General features: G+C 39.1%; 10 protein-coding genes, 1 other RNA gene and 2 pseudogenes. 4 read left to right on the forward strand and 9 right to left on the reverse strand.

The features are described from left to right. Positions 1 to 7: 7 nt before the first annotated feature. Positions 8 to 371: a transfer-messenger RNA gene (gene ssrA / locus ACIH2S_RS13315) on the forward strand. A 181-nt stretch (positions 372 to 552) separates the two neighbouring features. After that, a complete protein-coding gene (locus tag ACIH2S_RS13320; RefSeq protein WP_150375714.1) occupies positions 553 to 1,794 on the forward strand; it encodes an integrase in 1,242 nt (413 codons plus the stop codon). Between the two features lie 586 nt (positions 1,795 to 2,380). Here ACIH2S_RS13320 and ACIH2S_RS13325 read toward each other — a convergent pair. Then, the gene (locus ACIH2S_RS13325; protein WP_430247567.1) at positions 2,381 to 3,934 is read right to left on the reverse strand and encodes an SIR2 family protein; all 1,554 of its coding nucleotides are present in this window, start codon (positions 3,932 to 3,934) and stop codon (positions 2,381 to 2,383) included. 902 nt (positions 3,935 to 4,836) lie between these two features. On the opposite strand from ACIH2S_RS13325, the pseudogene ACIH2S_RS13330 reads away from it, so the two are divergent. After that, positions 4,837 to 4,984: pseudogene (locus tag ACIH2S_RS13330) on the forward strand (IS481 family transposase); the annotation flags it as partial. Positions 4,985 to 5,062: 78 nt separating this feature from the next. Here ACIH2S_RS13330 and ACIH2S_RS13335 read toward each other — a convergent pair. The 3 genes from ACIH2S_RS13335 to ACIH2S_RS13345 all read right to left on the reverse strand — a co-directional run bounded on the left by ACIH2S_RS13335 (position 5,063) and on the right by ACIH2S_RS13345 (position 7,780). Then, positions 5,063 to 5,734 carry an inovirus Gp2 family protein gene (locus ACIH2S_RS13335; RefSeq protein ID WP_196555589.1) on the reverse strand — a complete coding sequence of 224 codons (672 nt, stop codon included), beginning with the start codon at positions 5,732 to 5,734 and terminating at the stop codon, positions 5,063 to 5,065. Positions 5,735 to 6,038: 304 nt separating this feature from the next. Then, positions 6,039 to 7,532 (reverse strand): YfjI family protein, encoded by a 1,494-nt coding sequence (locus ACIH2S_RS13340; protein WP_349481494.1) that lies wholly within the window; start codon positions 7,530 to 7,532, stop codon positions 6,039 to 6,041. A gap of 17 nt (positions 7,533 to 7,549) precedes the next feature. After that, positions 7,550 to 7,780, reverse strand: a complete 231-nt coding sequence (locus ACIH2S_RS13345) for a helix-turn-helix transcriptional regulator (protein WP_373371100.1) — start codon at positions 7,778 to 7,780, stop codon at positions 7,550 to 7,552. Between the two features lie 98 nt (positions 7,781 to 7,878). Here ACIH2S_RS13345 and ACIH2S_RS13350 point away from each other — a divergent pair, with 98 nt between their 5' ends. Beyond that, positions 7,879 to 9,882, forward strand: coding sequence for a hypothetical protein (locus ACIH2S_RS13350; RefSeq protein WP_430247569.1), 2,004 nt, complete (start codon positions 7,879 to 7,881; stop codon positions 9,880 to 9,882). An 834-nt stretch (positions 9,883 to 10,716) separates the two neighbouring features. On the opposite strand, the gene ACIH2S_RS13355 is transcribed toward ACIH2S_RS13350, so the two are convergent. The 5 genes and pseudogenes from ACIH2S_RS13355 to ACIH2S_RS13375 all read right to left on the reverse strand — a co-directional run bounded on the left by ACIH2S_RS13355 (position 10,717) and on the right by ACIH2S_RS13375 (position 18,949). Then, entirely contained in the window at positions 10,717 to 13,752 is a 3,036-nt protein-coding gene (locus tag ACIH2S_RS13355; RefSeq protein WP_430247570.1) for a type I restriction endonuclease subunit R, read from the reverse strand. Then, positions 13,745 to 15,691, reverse strand: a complete 1,947-nt coding sequence (locus ACIH2S_RS13360) for a DUF262 domain-containing protein (RefSeq protein WP_430247571.1) — start codon at positions 15,689 to 15,691, stop codon at positions 13,745 to 13,747. Before ACIH2S_RS13360 ends, ACIH2S_RS13355 begins: the two co-directional genes overlap by 8 nt. Beyond that, positions 15,688 to 17,064, reverse strand: coding sequence for a DUF262 domain-containing protein (locus ACIH2S_RS13365; RefSeq protein WP_430247572.1), 1,377 nt, complete (start codon positions 17,062 to 17,064; stop codon positions 15,688 to 15,690). Before ACIH2S_RS13365 ends, ACIH2S_RS13360 begins: the two co-directional genes overlap by 4 nt. Before the next feature lie 49 nt (positions 17,065 to 17,113). Next, positions 17,114 to 17,644, reverse strand: a pseudogene (locus ACIH2S_RS13370) (DUF4268 domain-containing protein); the annotation flags it as partial. A 9-nt stretch (positions 17,645 to 17,653) separates the two neighbouring features. Continuing rightward, the gene (locus ACIH2S_RS13375) at positions 17,654 to 18,949 is read right to left on the reverse strand and encodes a restriction endonuclease subunit S (protein ID WP_430247573.1); all 1,296 of its coding nucleotides are present in this window, start codon (positions 18,947 to 18,949) and stop codon (positions 17,654 to 17,656) included. Positions 18,950 to 18,954 lie beyond the last annotated feature (5 nt).

The following is an 18,954-nucleotide window of genomic DNA, read 5'->3' on the forward strand; positions in this document are numbered from 1 at the left end:
ACAACTTGGGGCTGATTCTGGATTCGACGGGATTTGCGAAACCCAAGGTGCATGCCGAGGGGCGGTTGGCCTCGTAAAAAGCCGCAAAAAAATAGTCGCAAACGACGAAAACTACGCACTAGCAGCTTAATAACCTGCTTAGAGCCTTCTCTCCCTAGCCTCCGCTCTTAGGACGGGGATCAAGAGAAGTCAAACCCAAAAGAGATCGCGTGGATACCTTGCCTGGGGTTGAAGCGTTAAACTTAATCAGGATAGTTTGTTGGTGGCGTGTCTGTCCGCAGCTGGCAAATGAAATTAAAGACTAGACTAAGCATGTAGTACCGAGGATGTAGAAATTTCGGACGCGGGTTCAACTCCCGCCAGCTCCACCAAATTATCTTCCAAGAACGTCCAAAAAAGACTGAAAAGCCCGCTAACTCAATAAGTTGCGGGCTTTTTTATATCCTACACTGTCCTATTTTATCCCACCCAAGCTAATTCCTTTAGGCCCATTGATAGGCCCAACGAAAAGAACTAACATCTTTGTTGGGCCTAAACGCATGGAGATTTTTCATGGCAAGAAAAACTAAGCCATTAACTGATACCGAAATCAAAGCAGCTAAACCGCAGGACAAGGACTATCAGCTGTATGATGGTGATGGACTCACACTGCTAATCAAATCTAGCGGAAGCAAGTTATGGCAATTCCGTTACTACCGCCCTTATACAAAACAAAGGACCAAACAAAGTTTTGGAGCCTACCCAGCTGTCACACTTTCGGATGCTAGAAAACTTAGAGCGGAGTCTCGCTCATTACTGGCAAAAGATATTGACCCTCAAGAATATCAGAAAAATCAAATAAGAAACTCTCAAGAAGCTAAAACCAATACCTTTCAACTTGTTGCTGAACGTTGGTGGGAAGTGAAGAAGTCCACCGTCACAGAGGACTATGGTAATGATATCTGGCGTTCACTTGAACGAGATGTGTTTCCCGCCATAGGCGATATCAGCGTCACCGATATCAAAGCTCACATATTGGTTCAAGCGATACAACCGGTACAAGCCAGAGGCGCGCTAGAAACCGTTCGCCGTCTTTGTCAGCGCATTAACGAAGTCATGATCTATGCTCAAAATACTGGCTTAATTGATGCCGTTCCAAGTATCAACATTGGTAAAGCTTTTGAAAAACCAAAGAAAAAAAATATGCCAAGTATTCGTCCAGAGCAGTTACCGCAACTGATGCAAACAATGCGTACAGCTAATATTATTTTGCCTACCAGATGTTTGTTTATGTGGCAGCTACTTACCATATCCCGCCCTGCCGAAGCAGCTGAAGCCCGTTGGGATGAAATCAACTTTGAAACCAAGGAATGGAAAATACCCGCTGCCAGAATGAAGATGAACCGAGAACATACAGTTCCGTTATCTGACGCTGCTTTAGCTATTTTAGAGCTAATGAAACCACTCAGTGGTAACCGTGAGTTTATCTTTCCTAGCCGTATCAAGCCTACCCAACCAATGAACAGTCAAACCGTCAATGCGGCTTTAAAACGTGCCGGATTCGGTGGCGTATTGGTTTCACACGGTCTACGCTCAATTGCTAGTACGGCACTCAATGAGCAAGGATTTCCACCTGACGTTATCGAAGCCGCCCTAGCCCACGTTGATAAAAACGAAGTTAGACGCGCCTATAATCGCAGTGACTACCTAGAGCAAAGACGCCCCATGATGCAATGGTGGGCTGATTTTATTGAGGAAGCAGATAGGGGGAGTATTATTGAAGGCGGGATAAGAGGGATATCGCTAGTTGGGTAATTTGTGTGTACCCGCTCTAATCTGAGCGGGTACTATAACAACACAGAGCTATACATCATCCAAACGTCGGCTCTGTGACAAAAGCAGACGTTTAAATATCCTATCCTATTGTAAGTTATAAAAAAGCGATGTAGTGTTCTACACATTAAATTTACAAAGGCCGAAAAGTCCGTGTTTAAAAACGGTTCTTTCCGCAGAATAAGTGTAGTGATGTGATGGACGTCCCTCTATGTAAGTTTTGCCATACTTATGTTGAGCGATTTTATTCACAGAGGTACTACATCATGAACGAAATTAAAGTTATCGGTATCGATCTGGCAAAATCTGTCTTTCAGGTTTGTTCTGCACAACAAAGGACAGTGCTAGTCAGCGCTTGAGCTGTTGCGAAGAGAATTTGCTTACGAATAGTTCTTAGTTGATTAGTTAAAATAGCCTTATTGATATCTATATAAGTAATAAAAAAGTATTTTAAATAATCAATTAGTTTGAAAATAAACAAAATTCTACGTTCAAAACATAACATAGGGTTCACCTACAATCTGTAACCATCTATTAGTGAAGTAAACCCCCATATATTGACAATACTCTACCACCCCCAACGAAGTTTATCATACATTGCAGCTAATTTTCTGTAGCTACTTGCATAAGTCGATATTGAATAATCAAACTTAGATTGATTATCTATTAAAAATTTTTTTAATAGTGTTAAATTAATTTTACTAACAGATAAAAATGGAATATATGCGCAAGCATTTTCAGGAGTGCATAAATCAATTATTTGCTCCATACCCATATGCCTATAAGTTCTAAAAAATGTTTTTTGGTAACTTTTAGATCTAAATGATGTAATTTCTCTATTTACCACTTTATCCAATTTATATGTGCTACCATCGTAATCTGATTGATTTTTTATACCTAATTTATTTAAATAAGTAAATACTGGAACATATGGGGTGTACCTTGATTCAGCTGGCGCTACATGTAAGAGTATTTGTTCGGGGTCAAATGTATTTTCTTCATCTAAAAGATTTCTAAATAAGTCTAGTACTTTTATAGTTTCATAACCTTTTGAAGCTAATCCATTGTGTTCTTGGTGGGCCACCCCAACACCAACAAGAAACTCAACATCTTCTTTTGAATCAATTTGATCAATATCTACAACACATATCTTTTTTTCTGGCTCAGATGATTGAACGAGCTCATATAGCTGTTCTTTACAATATCGTAAAACCCTCGCTGGAATTTTACGCTTTGTTGAATCAATCGCTCTATATACCTCAGAATAGTCATTTGTTTTTACTAAAACCAATGGAATCTGAATGCCGTCAATAGTTAGATAAGTATCTGATACATTGGGTTCTTCGCCCTCTGAAAGGCGCTGTATGAATATTAAGTTTTTCCTTAGTTGTTCTACATTATCTCGCCCTATACATGCAGAAATAGCTGATAACAAACTACTGATATTTTCATCAGATATTGAATAACCTATAAATACAATTGGGTGCTCAACAAATAAAGTGATCAACTTTGCTGCTAAATATGTATTTTTCTCATTAAATGATTGGTAATCAGAACTAGTTAAAATTAATGAGTCTGGTTTTGTAGCACAGCCATGAATTTTATATATCTCACCAATTTCTTGTGGATTAGAAAATAATAGTTCTTCTTGGCCAATATATGTTTTATATTCAGGAAATAGCTGTTCTATGAATAAATCCCAGTTAGTAGTAATAACTCCATCAACATTTAGATTAGCTAATAATGTGATTTCATCAGCATGTTCAGATTTTATCGCTTTTGATTGATCTAACGTTTTAAGGTAGTTTGTTATTTCTATTCTCAGCGCAGAAGTTTCATCTAAAATTTTGGATTTATATCTTTCTACACTATTTGAATATTCACTTGATGACCACCAGTATTCATTAAAATCTTTAGCTAGTAACGATGCTATCTTAGGGTAGTTACCATTTGCCGAGGCTAAATAGTATTCAAAAGGCTTTCCTGCAACACAAAACTTGCTCAGCAAGCCTCTCCAATCCTCTAGCCCTAGATATCTCCTAGAGAATCCAGACCCGAGAAAAAGAAATGGCCCAGCAGTGCGACTACTAAATATTTCTATTAATTTCTGTTCTATCGTCATATCAAGCCCTCAAATAATAAATATTTTAGATATCATATCTGATATAGCAGTTAAGAAAAAATATGTAATATCAAAATCTTTTATTAAATTATAACAAGAATGACATTTGAGCCATTACTTAGCGGTATATTTTTTCCTTTTTGATTTCTTTTATAGCATTTAGTTACTCATACGCTTTTGTTAGTGCTGGCAGCAGAGAATCAATCCGTAGTACTGAAACTGGTGGTAGCTAACACTGGCTCTGTTAATGTTTTGGGTATCAGCGTACATTACCCGTAGTTCGTGGATATACTTAAGCAACCCACCAACAATAGGCTGAGGCACAAAAAATCACAAGTAGGTTCCTTTTTAAAAATCGCTCCGTTTTCAATGAGTTTCCTCTGTAATTAGGCCTTTATTTGAATGCCATAGTGATAGGCAATAATTGCGATTTGATTAAATCGATTTAATTGAAATGACTGAGCCGTAATGATTTGGCTCTTATTGCTATTATCCTCTTTCAGCAACTAATTATTTTTATGTTCAGAAACAGCCAGCCTACAAGCCTAGGAACACAATCATTAAGAAGAACTAGAATGAGTTATCTATTTTCATAACTTCACCTGCTCTTCCTTGTAATAATTAATGGCGCTCTGGCATCATTTTCCTAAGTTGGCTTATCACTGCCACATGTGTTAATTGTCATACAGTAAGCACCGCGAGCAAGTATTGATATCGAAAGTAGCATAAAGAAAATTATAGCAACTATCGGTTTCTATAACATATAACAGCCTCCGCTTCTCCGCGATTAACTAATCCACGCGAGACCTTTCCACCTACATAAACCCATTTTTTATTTTTTCAAAAGCACCATATTGCTCGTCAGTGTTTAGCTTTTTAAGCATTCTAGAATTTCGTCCAAAAAATCAGTTTCACCTCATCTGAATGGCAAAGTTGAACGTTCCCAAAAGACAGATAACGCTGACTTTTATGCTGCCATAAACATCCCAACTGAAGGTCTGAATGAGCTGTTGGCAGCATTATTATAATTGGGAACAGTCTCGCTCCTCGCTCAGACCAGCCGGTCAGGCTTAGTTATGTTCTACCCAACAAAACCTGTTAGTTCAAGTCTGAGCTAATACCTCTCAATTAAACCTGACTGGTTCCAAAGTTTCTAAAGTCAGTAATGAGCTCCTTGGTATTCATTTTAGCCAGATACGTCATGCGTAATAGGAAATCAAAATAATTAGAATGACGGGCCAGAGCATCTCGTCTATCAAATCGAAATACGGGGTTCTCTGGAAAGTTAACTAATGGTGCATAGTCTGGGTACGCTAAGCCAATGGCGCTACACCATGCCCGTTGTATTCTAGTCGCCATATTATTGGCATCATCTTGTAAATAGTTGCCTAAATAGCCGTATATATCACGATTAAATAACAAAACTAAATGGTAGTGAGGATATTCACTTTCATTACGTTCTCTTACCCAAGCATAATAAGGGAGTGCTGGTGTACCTGAACGCCCCGTACGATGATGTGCGGCTCTCAGTTGGCTTTTCAGTGACTCGATAAAACGGGTAATGGCTCGCTCATCTGTGCGTTGAAAACATATAGGCATATCTGGGGCATCAGGACTACTATCCTGAGCGAATCGTAAATCAACTCGGATTGCAAATACTCGGTTATGGTGTTCTAGTGTATTCTCAACCACTGCCAGTAATCGACGAAGGATATAATACGATATCGAGGAATCATAGCGATCACTCGCGATAGTTATCAGTTGATCCAATTCTGTTTCAGTTAATGCATAATCTGACATTTTTATTACCTTACTATCATAGAAATAGCGATATCTGTATTCGTGTTTAAGTACCTATCGCATCCATAACACAGTGAGTTATAGACACAATAGGTACGGTGATTAAATAAACATTGATTTGTTGATTGATAGGTGTTACTGTTATAAATTAGTATTGTATTTAGTAAGATGTTATATATTACCTATACCGACATCATTCCATTTAATAAAAGACAGACTCAACCCTCCCTAAAGCCGCAATAACCCTAGCTTGGTGATATAATCCTACTCACTGATATTATTAAAAATAACTCTGAAGTTATCCTTATCTTGGTGAGTTATTGAGTATGAATACTCCTCTGCTACTCAACGGAATATTCAATCGTTCGGCTAGCTCTTCAGGTGCCATTCTTGCCCCCGTAAACTTGACATAGTTAATCCCATTTTTTTCGAATAATTGAACTTTAGCTTCCTGCTGTAGTTTTTCTAATGCAGGCCGCAAACGGTCAGAGCGTCTCAGTGAATAGGGACCATTTTTAATGATGTCATTTCGCCTAAAATCATAAGATTTATTACTGACAAGATGCTCCTCCAACCATAACAGGAGTTTTTCAGCATCACTGACTTCCTTAAAATTATCTATTTTTTTGATAAAATGATTAAGATGCCACTGAGTAATATAGACTGCCGACTCCAGCGTTTCCAACGTAACAACAGTGGAATCGGGTGTCATAAACATTTGCATCACCCCAGCAATTCGTGAAGCATGCTCCATAAAGCGCGATGCGTAATCATCATAAGCATGTAATTCCCCGCCGGGCTCCATCATCTTTTTAACAGCTTGATAATAGCCATTCCACGCCCCTTGGGCATCATGTGCTAAAGTAATACAATGGCGTTCTTCATCATTTTCCCGACGTTTTATTCCTTTTTGTAAATGGTTTATCAACGTAGCCGATAAATCTGCTAAACTTAATTCAGTTGAATGTGAAACATTTTTTATCTCACATAATTGCTGAATTTGATCTAGATCCACTAATAAGCTGCGAGCTAAAAAACCTGAACTCTTTGCTTTCTTTCCTTTTTTATCCATAAAGCTGTCAAATAACGCTGGCTGGACCATAAGTAACAGACTAAAACGGCAATCTTTGATGACATAGTTATCTCTAGATGCTCGGCTTACCGATTTCCCCTCTGCGCACCAAAGCGAATTTAGTAATGGTGTTTTTCGCAATAAACTACTTTCAAACAATTCACCCGCCTCATCTGACATCAGCGACAATACGGGATATCCATCCCCCAACTCCTGAGCCAGACCTTCACTTGTTGAATCATTGATTACTAAACGTTTTTTTATTGGTGCTACTGGTTTTTGAACAAGGCACTCTTCTAAATTCAATAAAGCTTCATTCACTTTTATTCCCTGATTCAGCGCTTTTTGATAGCATTTATTCAATGCGCTAAATTTTATATTCCATAGCACCAGACTCCGCTCATAATTATCTTTTTCAATATAGAAATCCTGTTCGAGTTGTTGCTCAAATTCTGAAATTGCTTTTGTGAGCAGTTTATAAACAGTAGATTTTCGGCACCCCGACCTCGCCAAAACAACATGATAAAGTGACAGTGGATATTTTCGTCCACTTATCGGTTCAATATCAAAGCTATCCTGACACGACAGGGACATCACACTTAACAGAGTAGGCAAAATAATTTCAGCCGCCGCTCCTGTTTTTATATGTACTTGCTCAATCATGCGTTGAAAATAATCTGGTAATTTCTCTATGTTTAAATATAACTCTTCATTTTTTTGTGACATTTCATCCGCCTTATTGATTAAACCATTCTTGAAGTTAACCATTTTTCAACTGAAGCGTATTGCCAGCCAACTGATGATGCACCAAGTTTGATCGGTTTAGGAAAATCTGGATCGTAGTACTTAGAGCGAGGGTTCAATTTTTCATAAATGCTCGATCTGGATATCCCTAGCATTACCGTTAACTCTGTCATACGTAAAATACGTATAGGCAAATTATTCTGATTCATATTTTCGTTTAGATGATGCATTTGATTCTCCATTGATTCACGTTCTTAAGAGATATTCATTTTCCACATCATCTGGCAATATGTCCTCGTAGAAAATTGGAAACCAACTGGAGAATGTCATGTACACCCATATTTTTGCTAATATCATGTTAACAGCCTACGATATAACAGTTTTAAATAAGGAAAGAATAGAAAAAACCAACACAAAAGAAAGAAAAAATAAAAATAAAAAATATAAAGCGCTAAATCTAGCTAACCAGAGAAAAATTGAAAATTTTTCATTACATCAAGATTTTTTTGCAAAAACAGGTAATCTGAAAACGCAGGAATATGGTGATGACAACATCAATACTAAAGAAACTTATCAAAAATTGATTAATATCATCGATAGCAAAGCAGTCTTTACTCAGACAGAAAGACAGATGTTTTTCTATAAATATGAGCAACTGTATAACGCATTGATTGCTCAATACGTTGTGTCTAATTTAGAAAAAAAAGAAATATTAAGAAAATATACAAAAGCCACCATACCGGCCATTGTGGCATTAGATATGTATAAAACGCTGAGTCTTTCCGTCGATAAAGAACAATTACATTTTTACAGTCATATCCATCATTTTATACTGAGTGAATACTACGACAATCATCACAATAATCTCGAATCGCTCTGTAAGGGGGTGAGAGCCTATCTCAAATACTACATCAAGACATTAGCGTTCAACCCCATTGTTAATCTTTTTGAAATTACAACCTCAATTAACAATATAAGAACCTCATCATTCACAACAATTTGTAACATCGATACGATTATTGATGCTTGCAAAAAAGAAGCGAGCGAGATAGGTAAACCACACGATACCCAATTTGAGCAATTGAGAGTTGCTTATACTTCTCTTAGTGTCCTGCTCGCCTTTCAAAAAATCACTCACCTACTGACGCCACTTGTATCAAATTATAAAAAATTACTTGAAGATAAACTTGAAGCGCCAGATCCCCTCTTCTTTTTAGAACAGTATCTTTACCAAAATGTTGAAAATGATCCTATTTTTTTGGGGGAAAATGCACTGTATGAGTATATCGAGGTGTTAATTTCTCACGAGAAAATAGATATCTCTAGTTGTGAAGACGACTATGATTGCGGCCAAGGCTCTGAATGTGAGTGTCAATGTATCCCTAGTTATTGTTACGGTATTCTTACTATTTTAGAAAACTTTATATTTGAAAATAAATCTCATCTGCCTTTACCTACTCTTGTGCCTTCCATAAAATTATCTAAGTTTTCCCCCCCAAAAAAAATAAGCATTTTTGAATTATCATCACACTTAGATGAGCTCTGTGACGAAGTGCCATCTCTTAAATTATACAAAGAAATCCCTTATATTCTTGAGCTACTTTACGCTAACGAGTTAGATAACATAAGAGAGGTTATTAACGAAATCTCATTTGAAGAATTCCCATTAGGTTTTTTTACATCTACACTTGCTATTATCAATCTCGCATTAAAAATAAAGTTTGAACCAAAATCGATTCGATACGGATCATTGCTCTCCTATATCAATCCTATTTTAACAAATCAAGGTGTATATAATGAATATATCATTGTTACCCCCGATATTAAAAACACCACTCAGTCAGTTTCTAATATAGAAAACCCTGTAATTAATGATCCCAACAACCAAACAGTTCTGCATTCAATCATGATATATAATAGAATGATAAAAAAAATGATTATTTATGATAATGATCACTCCGAGCTCATTGCCCCACAATCCGTTTATGGGCTTCTTGATTCGGTTGAGCTCGCCCTTAAAAAATTAAGGGAAGCTTTTTTTCAGGGGAAAATGTTGCATACAGATAAAGAACTGGCAAGCCTTATCATTCAAAATAAAGTATTAACGAAACACGAAACCAATGATAATCTGATAGGTATACTCAATGAGGCTACATTATATAATTGCCTTGGTTGCCTTTCTTATTTATATAAAAACCTAGCGGGTTATGGCGAATCACTTCCAAACATATTATCATTCGTAGGGATATCAAAAGATGAAAATGAAGAAAGAGAAACATTACGTCGTGCATTACGCATCGTAAAAGAAAAACAGACTAATAAAGATAACTAATCTTATTCATGTCAATCAATGCACCTGCAACAGCTGCTACATGTAGCAGCTGTTGCAGGGTATACCTTCTATTTTAAATTTTATTGGCTAGTGGGCGGCCCGTTAACTTGTTATTAATTCGTTTTATGATTTTTAAGTTGGGCAATACCTACTTGATGGCAGGGAGGAATATTATAGAGCAAAAAAATATCATAGAGTTACGCAACTTATCTTATCAATTTGAATTATTGCATTAGCTAATTCCTGAGTATGTTTTGTATCGAGTTGATGGAGGGATTGGACGCGTTCTTGATAATCTTCATTGACTTTGACTTGTTCGGTCAGCTCAACAAGCAATTCGGAATTCTTAGTGTTTAACTCACCTATCCTTTCGTGTTGTTTCCACATTCCCCATATGGCTAGGCTATAGTCAGTACTAGAAGCTGCTTAGGCAGGTAGTGGGCGCGATCTGCCTTTTAAAAGGGTTCCACTGATAGCCGCCATCTTCGTCTGTTAGGGACTAGTCTGATACGAGCTTACCAATATCATGGAACAAAACGCCGAAGGCCACTGAAACACGCCACACGCCACCTTGGTTCAAGCTCTTTTATCTCAACAGGTGTGCCACTGGTGTCAATGATCTTCAAAAAATCACCAAATCAATTTCCACATACTGAGCTCGTATCAGGCACTATTCATGATTTGAGTTTTTGACAAACGTATCCTGGTGTTTGTGAAGAAACGAGTTCACTTGGGACTTATCCAGCCCCAGCTCCTTGGCAATTTGACGTCCTTTCAGGCCTGGTGCCCCACCTAATAACTCTGAGACTGCCTTCAGCAAACCATCACTCCTTTCTACCTACCTACCATTCGTTGCATACTTTGCGTCCACGAGGCTTTAAATGCTGAATCTCCTGCGAACAACTTGTAGAGCTCAAGTTCATCTTTACGGCGTTGCAGCATGATTTCCTTGAGCATTTTTTCGAAGGCCAAATCTCGATTATGGGGATCTGGGTTGTTTTTGTATTTCGATTCGAAGTCAGGGTGATTGCGGATACTTTCAGCGATGTTCACGAACTTAACCTTTTGCTCTTCAGGTGTGGCACTCCAGCCCTGGAACCATCGCTCATTAAATGTGCGAATGATTTCATCCAGCGGGTCAGTTTCTTTTTCACCGCCATGCGCCCCACGTGGGTTCGGATTTTGAGGATCAAGCTCCGCTTCTTGGTCACTAAGTTTAATGCTGTGGTTAAGCTTCACACGTTGCAAACCGTATGAACTCAGATCAACAGAATCGAGAAGCTCATCAATAGCATCAGCATCGGGATCTTCCACTTTCAATTTCGGTATTAAAAACTTCAGGAACCAAAACAGTTTTTCCCAGCTGACCATTTCATAAGGCATGATAGAAGCCATCTGCCCATAGATTTTAACGAACTGTTTGGCTTTAATCTTAAAGTCCACTTTAGCTTCAGCTTCAAGATCTAGTTCATGGTCAAACCGCGCTGCGGCAATATCAATGATTGGACTGAGTGTTTGGGCGTCTTCATTCTTGAAATAACGCGTCACAAAGTCTTCAACTTCATACCACTCGTACACACCGACATCGTCCATTTCATCTTTCAACTCGTGCAGCACGTTTATATCTGTAGCCTGGGACAATGACGTTGCTGTGTAGAAAGGATCGAATGCTGACTGAATATCTTCAACTGAGTTAAAAAAATCCAGGATAAACAAGTCTTCTGTTTTCTTCCCTAGCTTAGGTGCACTGCGATTGAGCCTAGATAGCGCCTGAACACACAAGACACTGGCGAGCTTCTTATCTACATACATGGCGCAAAGTTTAGGCTGATCAAACCCAGTCAGATACTTGTTCGCAACCACTAAAAGTCGATACTCATCGGTATCAAACATATCTTTGGTATCTGACTCGGCAAAACCATTAATATCTGCTTCGGTATATTCAATACCATCAACTTCTTTGGTTCCTGAGAAAGCAATGGCAACTTTAAAGGGGTTCCCTTGCTCCTCAAGTATTCGCCTTATCGCTTTGTAGTATCGAATGGCCGTCTCAATATTTTGAGTGACCACCATTCCTTTACCTTTACCTTTGAGCTTTTTCGTATTCACGACATGCGGAACAAAATGCTCCAGCATAATCTCTGCCTTGGTATCAATTGTTTGCTGGCTTCGTTCTACATAAGCTCTGAGTTTTTTCTGCGCCTTTTTGGTATCAAACTCAGGGTTATCAGTAATTGATTTCTCAATCTCATAATAACTTTTGTACGTCGTATAATTTGCCAGCACATCCAAGATGAAGCCTTCTTCAATGGCTTGTTTCATCGAATACAAGTGAAACGGCTTGTAAGAGCCATCTTCTTGGCGTTGACCAAATTTCTCCAAAGTGCTGTTTTTGGGTGTCGCTGTAAATGCCAGGTACGACGCATTCCCGCGCATCTTGCGTGATTTCATCGCCTGAAGGATTTTATCCTGAGCATCTTCTGCCTCTTCGACTTCAGACTTGCCCATCGCTCGGTTCATATTGTCATGCGCCGAACCAGACTGTGAGCTGTGTGCTTCATCGATGATCACCGCAAAGCGCTTGTCACTAAGATCGGCGATACCATCAATAATGAACGGAAATTTCTGAATCGTCGTTATAATGATCTTTTTGCCATTCTCCAGCGCCTGCTTAAGCTCAGAAGACTTGTTCGCCGGGGCAATAATGTTCTTTACTTCAGAAAACTCTTTAATGTTATCCCGCAGCTGCTTGTCCAATAGGCGTCTATCGGTAACCACAATTACAGAGTCAAATAACGGCTGCTCCAAGCTTTTTCCGCCTGCTACATCAGACGAAGCAGGATAGGTTTCAATTAGCTGATAAGCTGCCCAGGTAATCGAGTTAGACTTACCTGAACCGGCAGAGTGTTGAATTAAGTAAGTCTGACCGACACCGTGCTGGGCGGCATGGTCTACTAATTTTCTCACCACATCCAATTGGTGGTATCGAGGAAAAAACAGGGTTCGCTTTGGTAATGGATCTTTGCTTGACCCATCCAGACGCACAAAATGCTGAATAATATTCGCCAAGCTTTCTTTAGTGAATACTTCTTGCCATAGGTATGCCGTTTTATGGCCAGATGGATTCGGCGGGTTGCCTTGCCCAAGATTGTGACCTTTATTGAACGGCAAGAAGAATGTACTGCTACCTGATAACTTGGTGGTCATATACACTTCGTCGGTATCGACCGCCATATGCACTAGGCAGCGGGCAAAGGTCAGCAATGGCTGAGTTGCATCCCGATCATCTCGATACTGCTTTTGGCCGTGATAACGTGCTGTTTGCCCGGTCCATGCGTTCTTCAACTCCAGCGTTATCAATGGTATTCCATTGATAAACAATACCATGTCTATTTCTTGTAGGGGATTTACCATGGAATAGCGCACTTGGCGAGTACAACTAAACACGTTATCTGCAAAGTTTTGCTTTACCTTCTCACTACTACTTGCCAAAGGGGCTGGATAGAGCAAATTGAAATGAGCATCGTCTACGCTTAGCCCTTTCTTAAGTAAATGAAGAATGCCATGCTTCTTAATCAGTCGGTCAAATCGTTCGAGTAACTTACGTTGCCAATCTGAGGGGTTGTTCTTTTGCAGTTTGGCCAACTCTACTTCTTGTGTCTTTTGCAGAAATTGCCAGAAAAAACGTTCATCAATGGCATATTTTATATTGAAATCAGATGGGGAGCCTGATGAGTAGCCGCAATGGCTCACTCTATATGGCATAACAAGACCATCAGAAATGCCTGTTTTTTGATCTTCAAGGCAATGACCAGTGAGTGCTCTTTCAATACTAGCCTCTAACGCCTGCTCGTTAGTGTTACTAACCATTGATAACTCCTTGCATGTAATGTTTTTCTAATAATTTCAACATCCTCTGCTGATGTTTATCTATTTCGATAGCAGACCATTGGTTATTTGATTGTGTGTACGTCTCAAAAATATCTTTCAGCTTCAACGCGTCGTAACGCGGCTTAGAATCAAAATCTGCTTTTTTCTTTGCTACCGTTTGGTTGCTATACGAAGAGTTTTCACCTGGACTTAGAAGCACTAAATTTCCAAAAGAATTTAGTGGGCTATTTTCTAGCTCACGATGGTACTCTTCTTTTTGAGGGTGAACATGTTCAACCGAATTTTTCGAAGTAATCCGATAACGTTTTAACTTATCATCATTGGCTTTTTCACTGTTTTTCCAGAGCAAGTATTCCAGCTTCTGAAACCAATAATGCTCGAATCGAGTTCCTAAAGGGCTTTTAAGATATGTGGCTTGTTCTTCCCAGGGTATCGTTTGTGGCGATATGTCTGATGCAAGTTTAAAGCTGGCTTCTTTTTGCGTTTCCCTAGCAAGTGACATTTTGTTATCGATGCTCTCCAATAGCGTAACTACGTCTTCATCTTTCACTTTCGGATCAGCAACCAATCGACTTAGAAACGCAGTTAACCAATACTGGGCTGAGTGATCACCGGTAAAGTTACGTACGGCTTGCAATTGTGCCAGTAAACCAAGTTCTTTGGCTTTACGGTTGATATAGGTTTTATTCTTGCTAATCGAGGTTAAACGTAACTGAGCATCTTCTCTATCATCATGCTCTACCCATTTCACAACCCAAGTGTCGAACTGATACCGAACCTGCCATAACAACTCGATAAACGATTTAATGGTTCGTTCATCTTGTTGTAGTAACCTTTCAAAACACGACATCAAATTACTAGCACGGATACGAGGAGCAAGATCATCCCACGATTTTTGGGTGCAAAAAATTCTGAGCGTATGAATCAATAGCAACTCAAAACTGATTATTGAACGACAATAAACGGTCTCATCATCAAAATCATCACTTTGATTTTGAGTTTGTTCGGGGTCGACATCAAAGTCTTGTAAACCTGATGCTATCTCAGCAATTGATTTACCGACTCGTTGAATATAGTGACTAGAACCGACTAGAGGAAATAGCCCTGCCTGATATTTGGCAAGATCTGAATACTCCAGCGTTTGCCAGTCGGCATTTTTGAATATCTGCCTCAGATTGCGTTCAAAATAGTTGTCTGTATGTTCACAGGCTTGCCAAATACTACTATAAACGTCCTTATCTGTTATTATGTGTTTGAACAACTTTGCCTTCAATAAATCGACCGGTTCTAGCTGTATGCCACCCGTATTAAAACTCGAAAACATCCGGTTCAGATCCATCGATGCTGGAACAATATTGTTGACCCATTGCACTTGCTCAAAAATATATTTAGCAAAATCATAAATATCGAAGTGTGGCTGTTTTGCTAACTTATCAACTTGCTGCTTCAAAATGGTGAGGTTAGCTTCTAGATGTACTAAGTACTCATCTTTGCGAATATCTTCTTCACCAGGTTTCGTAATCTTTTCCAGTCCCGCATAACTGCCAAGTAAGTTGCGAACCGACTCTCTAATTTCAAACGTTAACCTCGGATTTTCACCTTTGATACTCACATGAGCCAACTGAGTCTCGATCCCTACCGACTTGAAAGCAAGTGATAACAACATCAATGTTGTGGTTCTTTGCTGCCCATCGATCAACTCATATTCGCTTTTATCACCATTTAACGCACTCAAAACACTACCAATAAAGTAATGGGGCTCTTTAGCTAAATAAGCATCACGAATATCGTCAAATAACTTGATAACTTCTTCTTCACGCCAAACGTAAGGACGCTGATAGCAAGGAATAACGAAGCCCAAATCTTTTGACGCAATAGCTCGTAATGAGAGCAGCTCCGTTTCAACTTTTGAACTCATGTTTTCTCCGTCATTTTGGTGATATTGAAGGTTAATAAGTTAGCAAATGAAGTCGCGTACTGTTCTGGCGACAAAGCCAGTTGGAAATGCTTACTTACTTCTGTAATAAAGCGCTTCTTAACACTATTGGTATCTGAATCTAAATTGCTAGGATCGACGGCCAAATCAAAAGCATCAAAAAAAACAAAGCACTGCTTAGGCGTATAGCTCAAGGCAATCCAATCCAAGACGGGATAGTCCTTCACAAACCTTGAAATTGAATTTTCTCTCACTGCTTTCTGATTACTCACTCTGCGTGAGTAAACGACTCTGAATATTTTTTTCGCGGCCAACTCCAACTGATATTCACCAAACTGGCTGATATACATCATCAGACATGCTTCATATAAACCTTGTAGATAACCACATCCTTCCAACCCCTTAAGCCAGCAAACAAAACGGTTGTAGCCTTCTTGATGGGGCAAAGTTGGATGAACCCAGTATCGCTGATACAGGTTTTGAAAATACGCCAGATAACGAATAGTGTTGACACCAGCATTAAGCGGTTGTCTGATTTCGTATCCTTGTTGCGCGGCTTTTTGAACAACATCCCCACCAATCCCGGTTAACCGCAGTACTTGTCCATAAGCAATGTCGTCACCATCAGTCGTTTGTTCACCTAGTTCGGAGACAATTTGATCCCTTACCACTTTTGTCTGCTGATGTGGTGCAAGATCTCGCATATTCAACAGTTGCCAATATCGTCCTTTCAAAAGAAATTTTACGGAGTTATCTAAATTACCCAATCCTTCCCATTGGAGCGCAAATCTTGATTGATGAACCTTAGGAACAGCTCTTAAGTGATGAGCTTTGATAATGTCGGGACCACCAAGTCTCACACCGCCAGTATTTTGCGTTTCAAAAAAGCGGTATGCATCATCTTCTGACTCAGTAACCACCAATGAAAATTGAATACGCTCAAAATTGATAAGCTTCGCCCATTTCGCCTTATGATTTTCTAACCAATTAAGATTTGTCTTGATTTGTTGTTGACTACGGGGAGACTCAAAACGTAGATCAAGCTGTTGGTGTTGTTGAGATAGAAAACTGAATAAAGCTAATGTCGTAATACGCTGTTGACCATCGATAATTTTCAGCTGTTGTTCATCGTGGTGAAGAATAAGGCTACCCAAATAATACGATAGCTCATTATGCTTGCGAAAATGTGCATCTAAATCTTCTAGCAAGCTATCAATTTGCTGGCTTTGCCAACAATATGGCCGCTGATACTCAGGAATAACTAACTCTCCAGTAATCTGTTTGCCATTATTTCCCTGTATTTTCTTGCCTTCAAAAAGTTGTTGCACTGAGCAGGTTGCGACACTTACCGTCATTTCATTTCCTTATGTTTTAATCTGTTAGAAGATTGCAGCAGTGGTGCCTTAACCACAGTGCGGTGCTGGCCACTTCTTTGCGAAAGTTTGCCGCAATTAATATGATGCGCTGGCTATTTCTTCGGTTGAGTTTTAACTTATCCAGGTCAGGCGTATCCAAAAACTCACATATTCTCGCCGAGGCACTTGCAGGGGCATTTAACAGGTCAACCTCTCCTGTTACAGGCTCATAGCGGTCTAAATACTGTTGGTAAATGTCAACTATTTGCGCTTTGGTTAAACTGGCACAGTACGAGGCATATTTAAGCGCTTGCCACACCACATCTCGACCACTGTCGTCCAGCTTGTTTTCAATAATGACCAAGTTGCCATCTTTATCCAGTACCAGTAAATCTAAACGTTCACGGGTGTCATCAAAGCCATCGAACTCCTTTTGAATAATCAGTAGCTCTTCACCCAGTGCGGAAGGCTCGTGTGCCAACCATTCCTGAAGATTTTTGCGCTCAGTAAAGCCCAACTCACTGAATCTCTTCGTCTTAACCGGACTAATCCTGTTGGTCTGATGATTTACCGTGAACATATTCGCTTCCTATTGCTCAACCATTTCTGGGGTGATCTTGATTTTTCCTGTCACGGCGCTGTTGATCAGGGTGGTTTTGTATTCTTTAAGCCTTTCGATTTGTTGCAGTTGGATCTCAATGGTCTTTTCGAATTTTAACGTTTCAATTCTGAGAAACCCAACTATCCTATCTTGTTCAATTTTTGATGGGCACGGCAATAAAAAATGTTTAAAAAATTCATTATTCAATATCGGCAAAGTAGTATAATTTGCCACTTTAAGCATTACGCTTGAATACATACTAATCAGATAATACATGAACTCTGCGTTTTCATGGCGTGAACTAAAACCCGTTATTTGTTGGTTAAATGCCGAAGAACTCTTGAGGTAAGCAGTCTTACCACAAGTTGCACCTATACCAACAATCAAGACTGAATCACCTGGAAATATCTTTGCTTGACCATGTTTAATTGCAAGTTCAGATATAGTCTTTTCTGACTTATCAAGATAACCAGCATTTAAATCTTTGGGATTATACCAATCAACATCTCCATCGAAATATTTTGGCTCAGAAGTTACCGGGGTCGTACCAGTCTGAATAGAGTCAAAAATGAATTTCATTTTTTTTACTTCCCAATGCGCTGGAATCTTACCAATCCAATCCACACCGGAGTCTTTCATTGGCACATTGGGATCAAGCCCTTGGGTCACCGCCTGTTGGATGATGATCTGCTTACGCTCTTTTAACAGATTAATTTGCTTTTCTTTGATCGAAATCGCTTCGTCGATTAGAGCGGTTTTCTTGTCAAGAAAGGCGGCTATTAGGGATTGTTCTTCTAGAGGTGGAAATACCAGCAAGCTATTCGCAATATGGTTAAAACTAATTGTTTGTCGTACCCCTGAACCCAACAGCTTCATATAAGCAACATCATATCTGTGCAAAAGATATTTGAAATACTGCTTTTGCAGTTCTTCCTTTTCTCTAATGACGATATATCCTGCACTAACAACCACATCGACTTCTGAAAGAGCAATTCTCAAACTGATCAAGTCATAATTTAGATTTAACGGATTTATTAAAAACTCACCAGATAATACCTCCTGATAAGAGGCTTTAGTGCTTAGTAAAATCTTTTCATCATCTTTTGTAACCACTTTTCCAAAACTAATAGCACCGCAATTCAAGCTCATATTTGGCCTATGCTTCTTTTCATAAAAGAGATGCTTTAACTTTCTAATATCCCAGTGTTCCGGTACATCACCAATCCAGCCCTCGGTAGAGTCCTTGTAAGTTTGATATTTAGGCATTTCAGAAATCTTCATCATAACGA

The sequence above is a fragment of the Providencia lanzhouensis genome (assembly GCF_050469745.1).
GTDB classification, from domain to species: Bacteria; Pseudomonadota; Gammaproteobacteria; order Enterobacterales; family Enterobacteriaceae; genus Providencia; species Providencia lanzhouensis.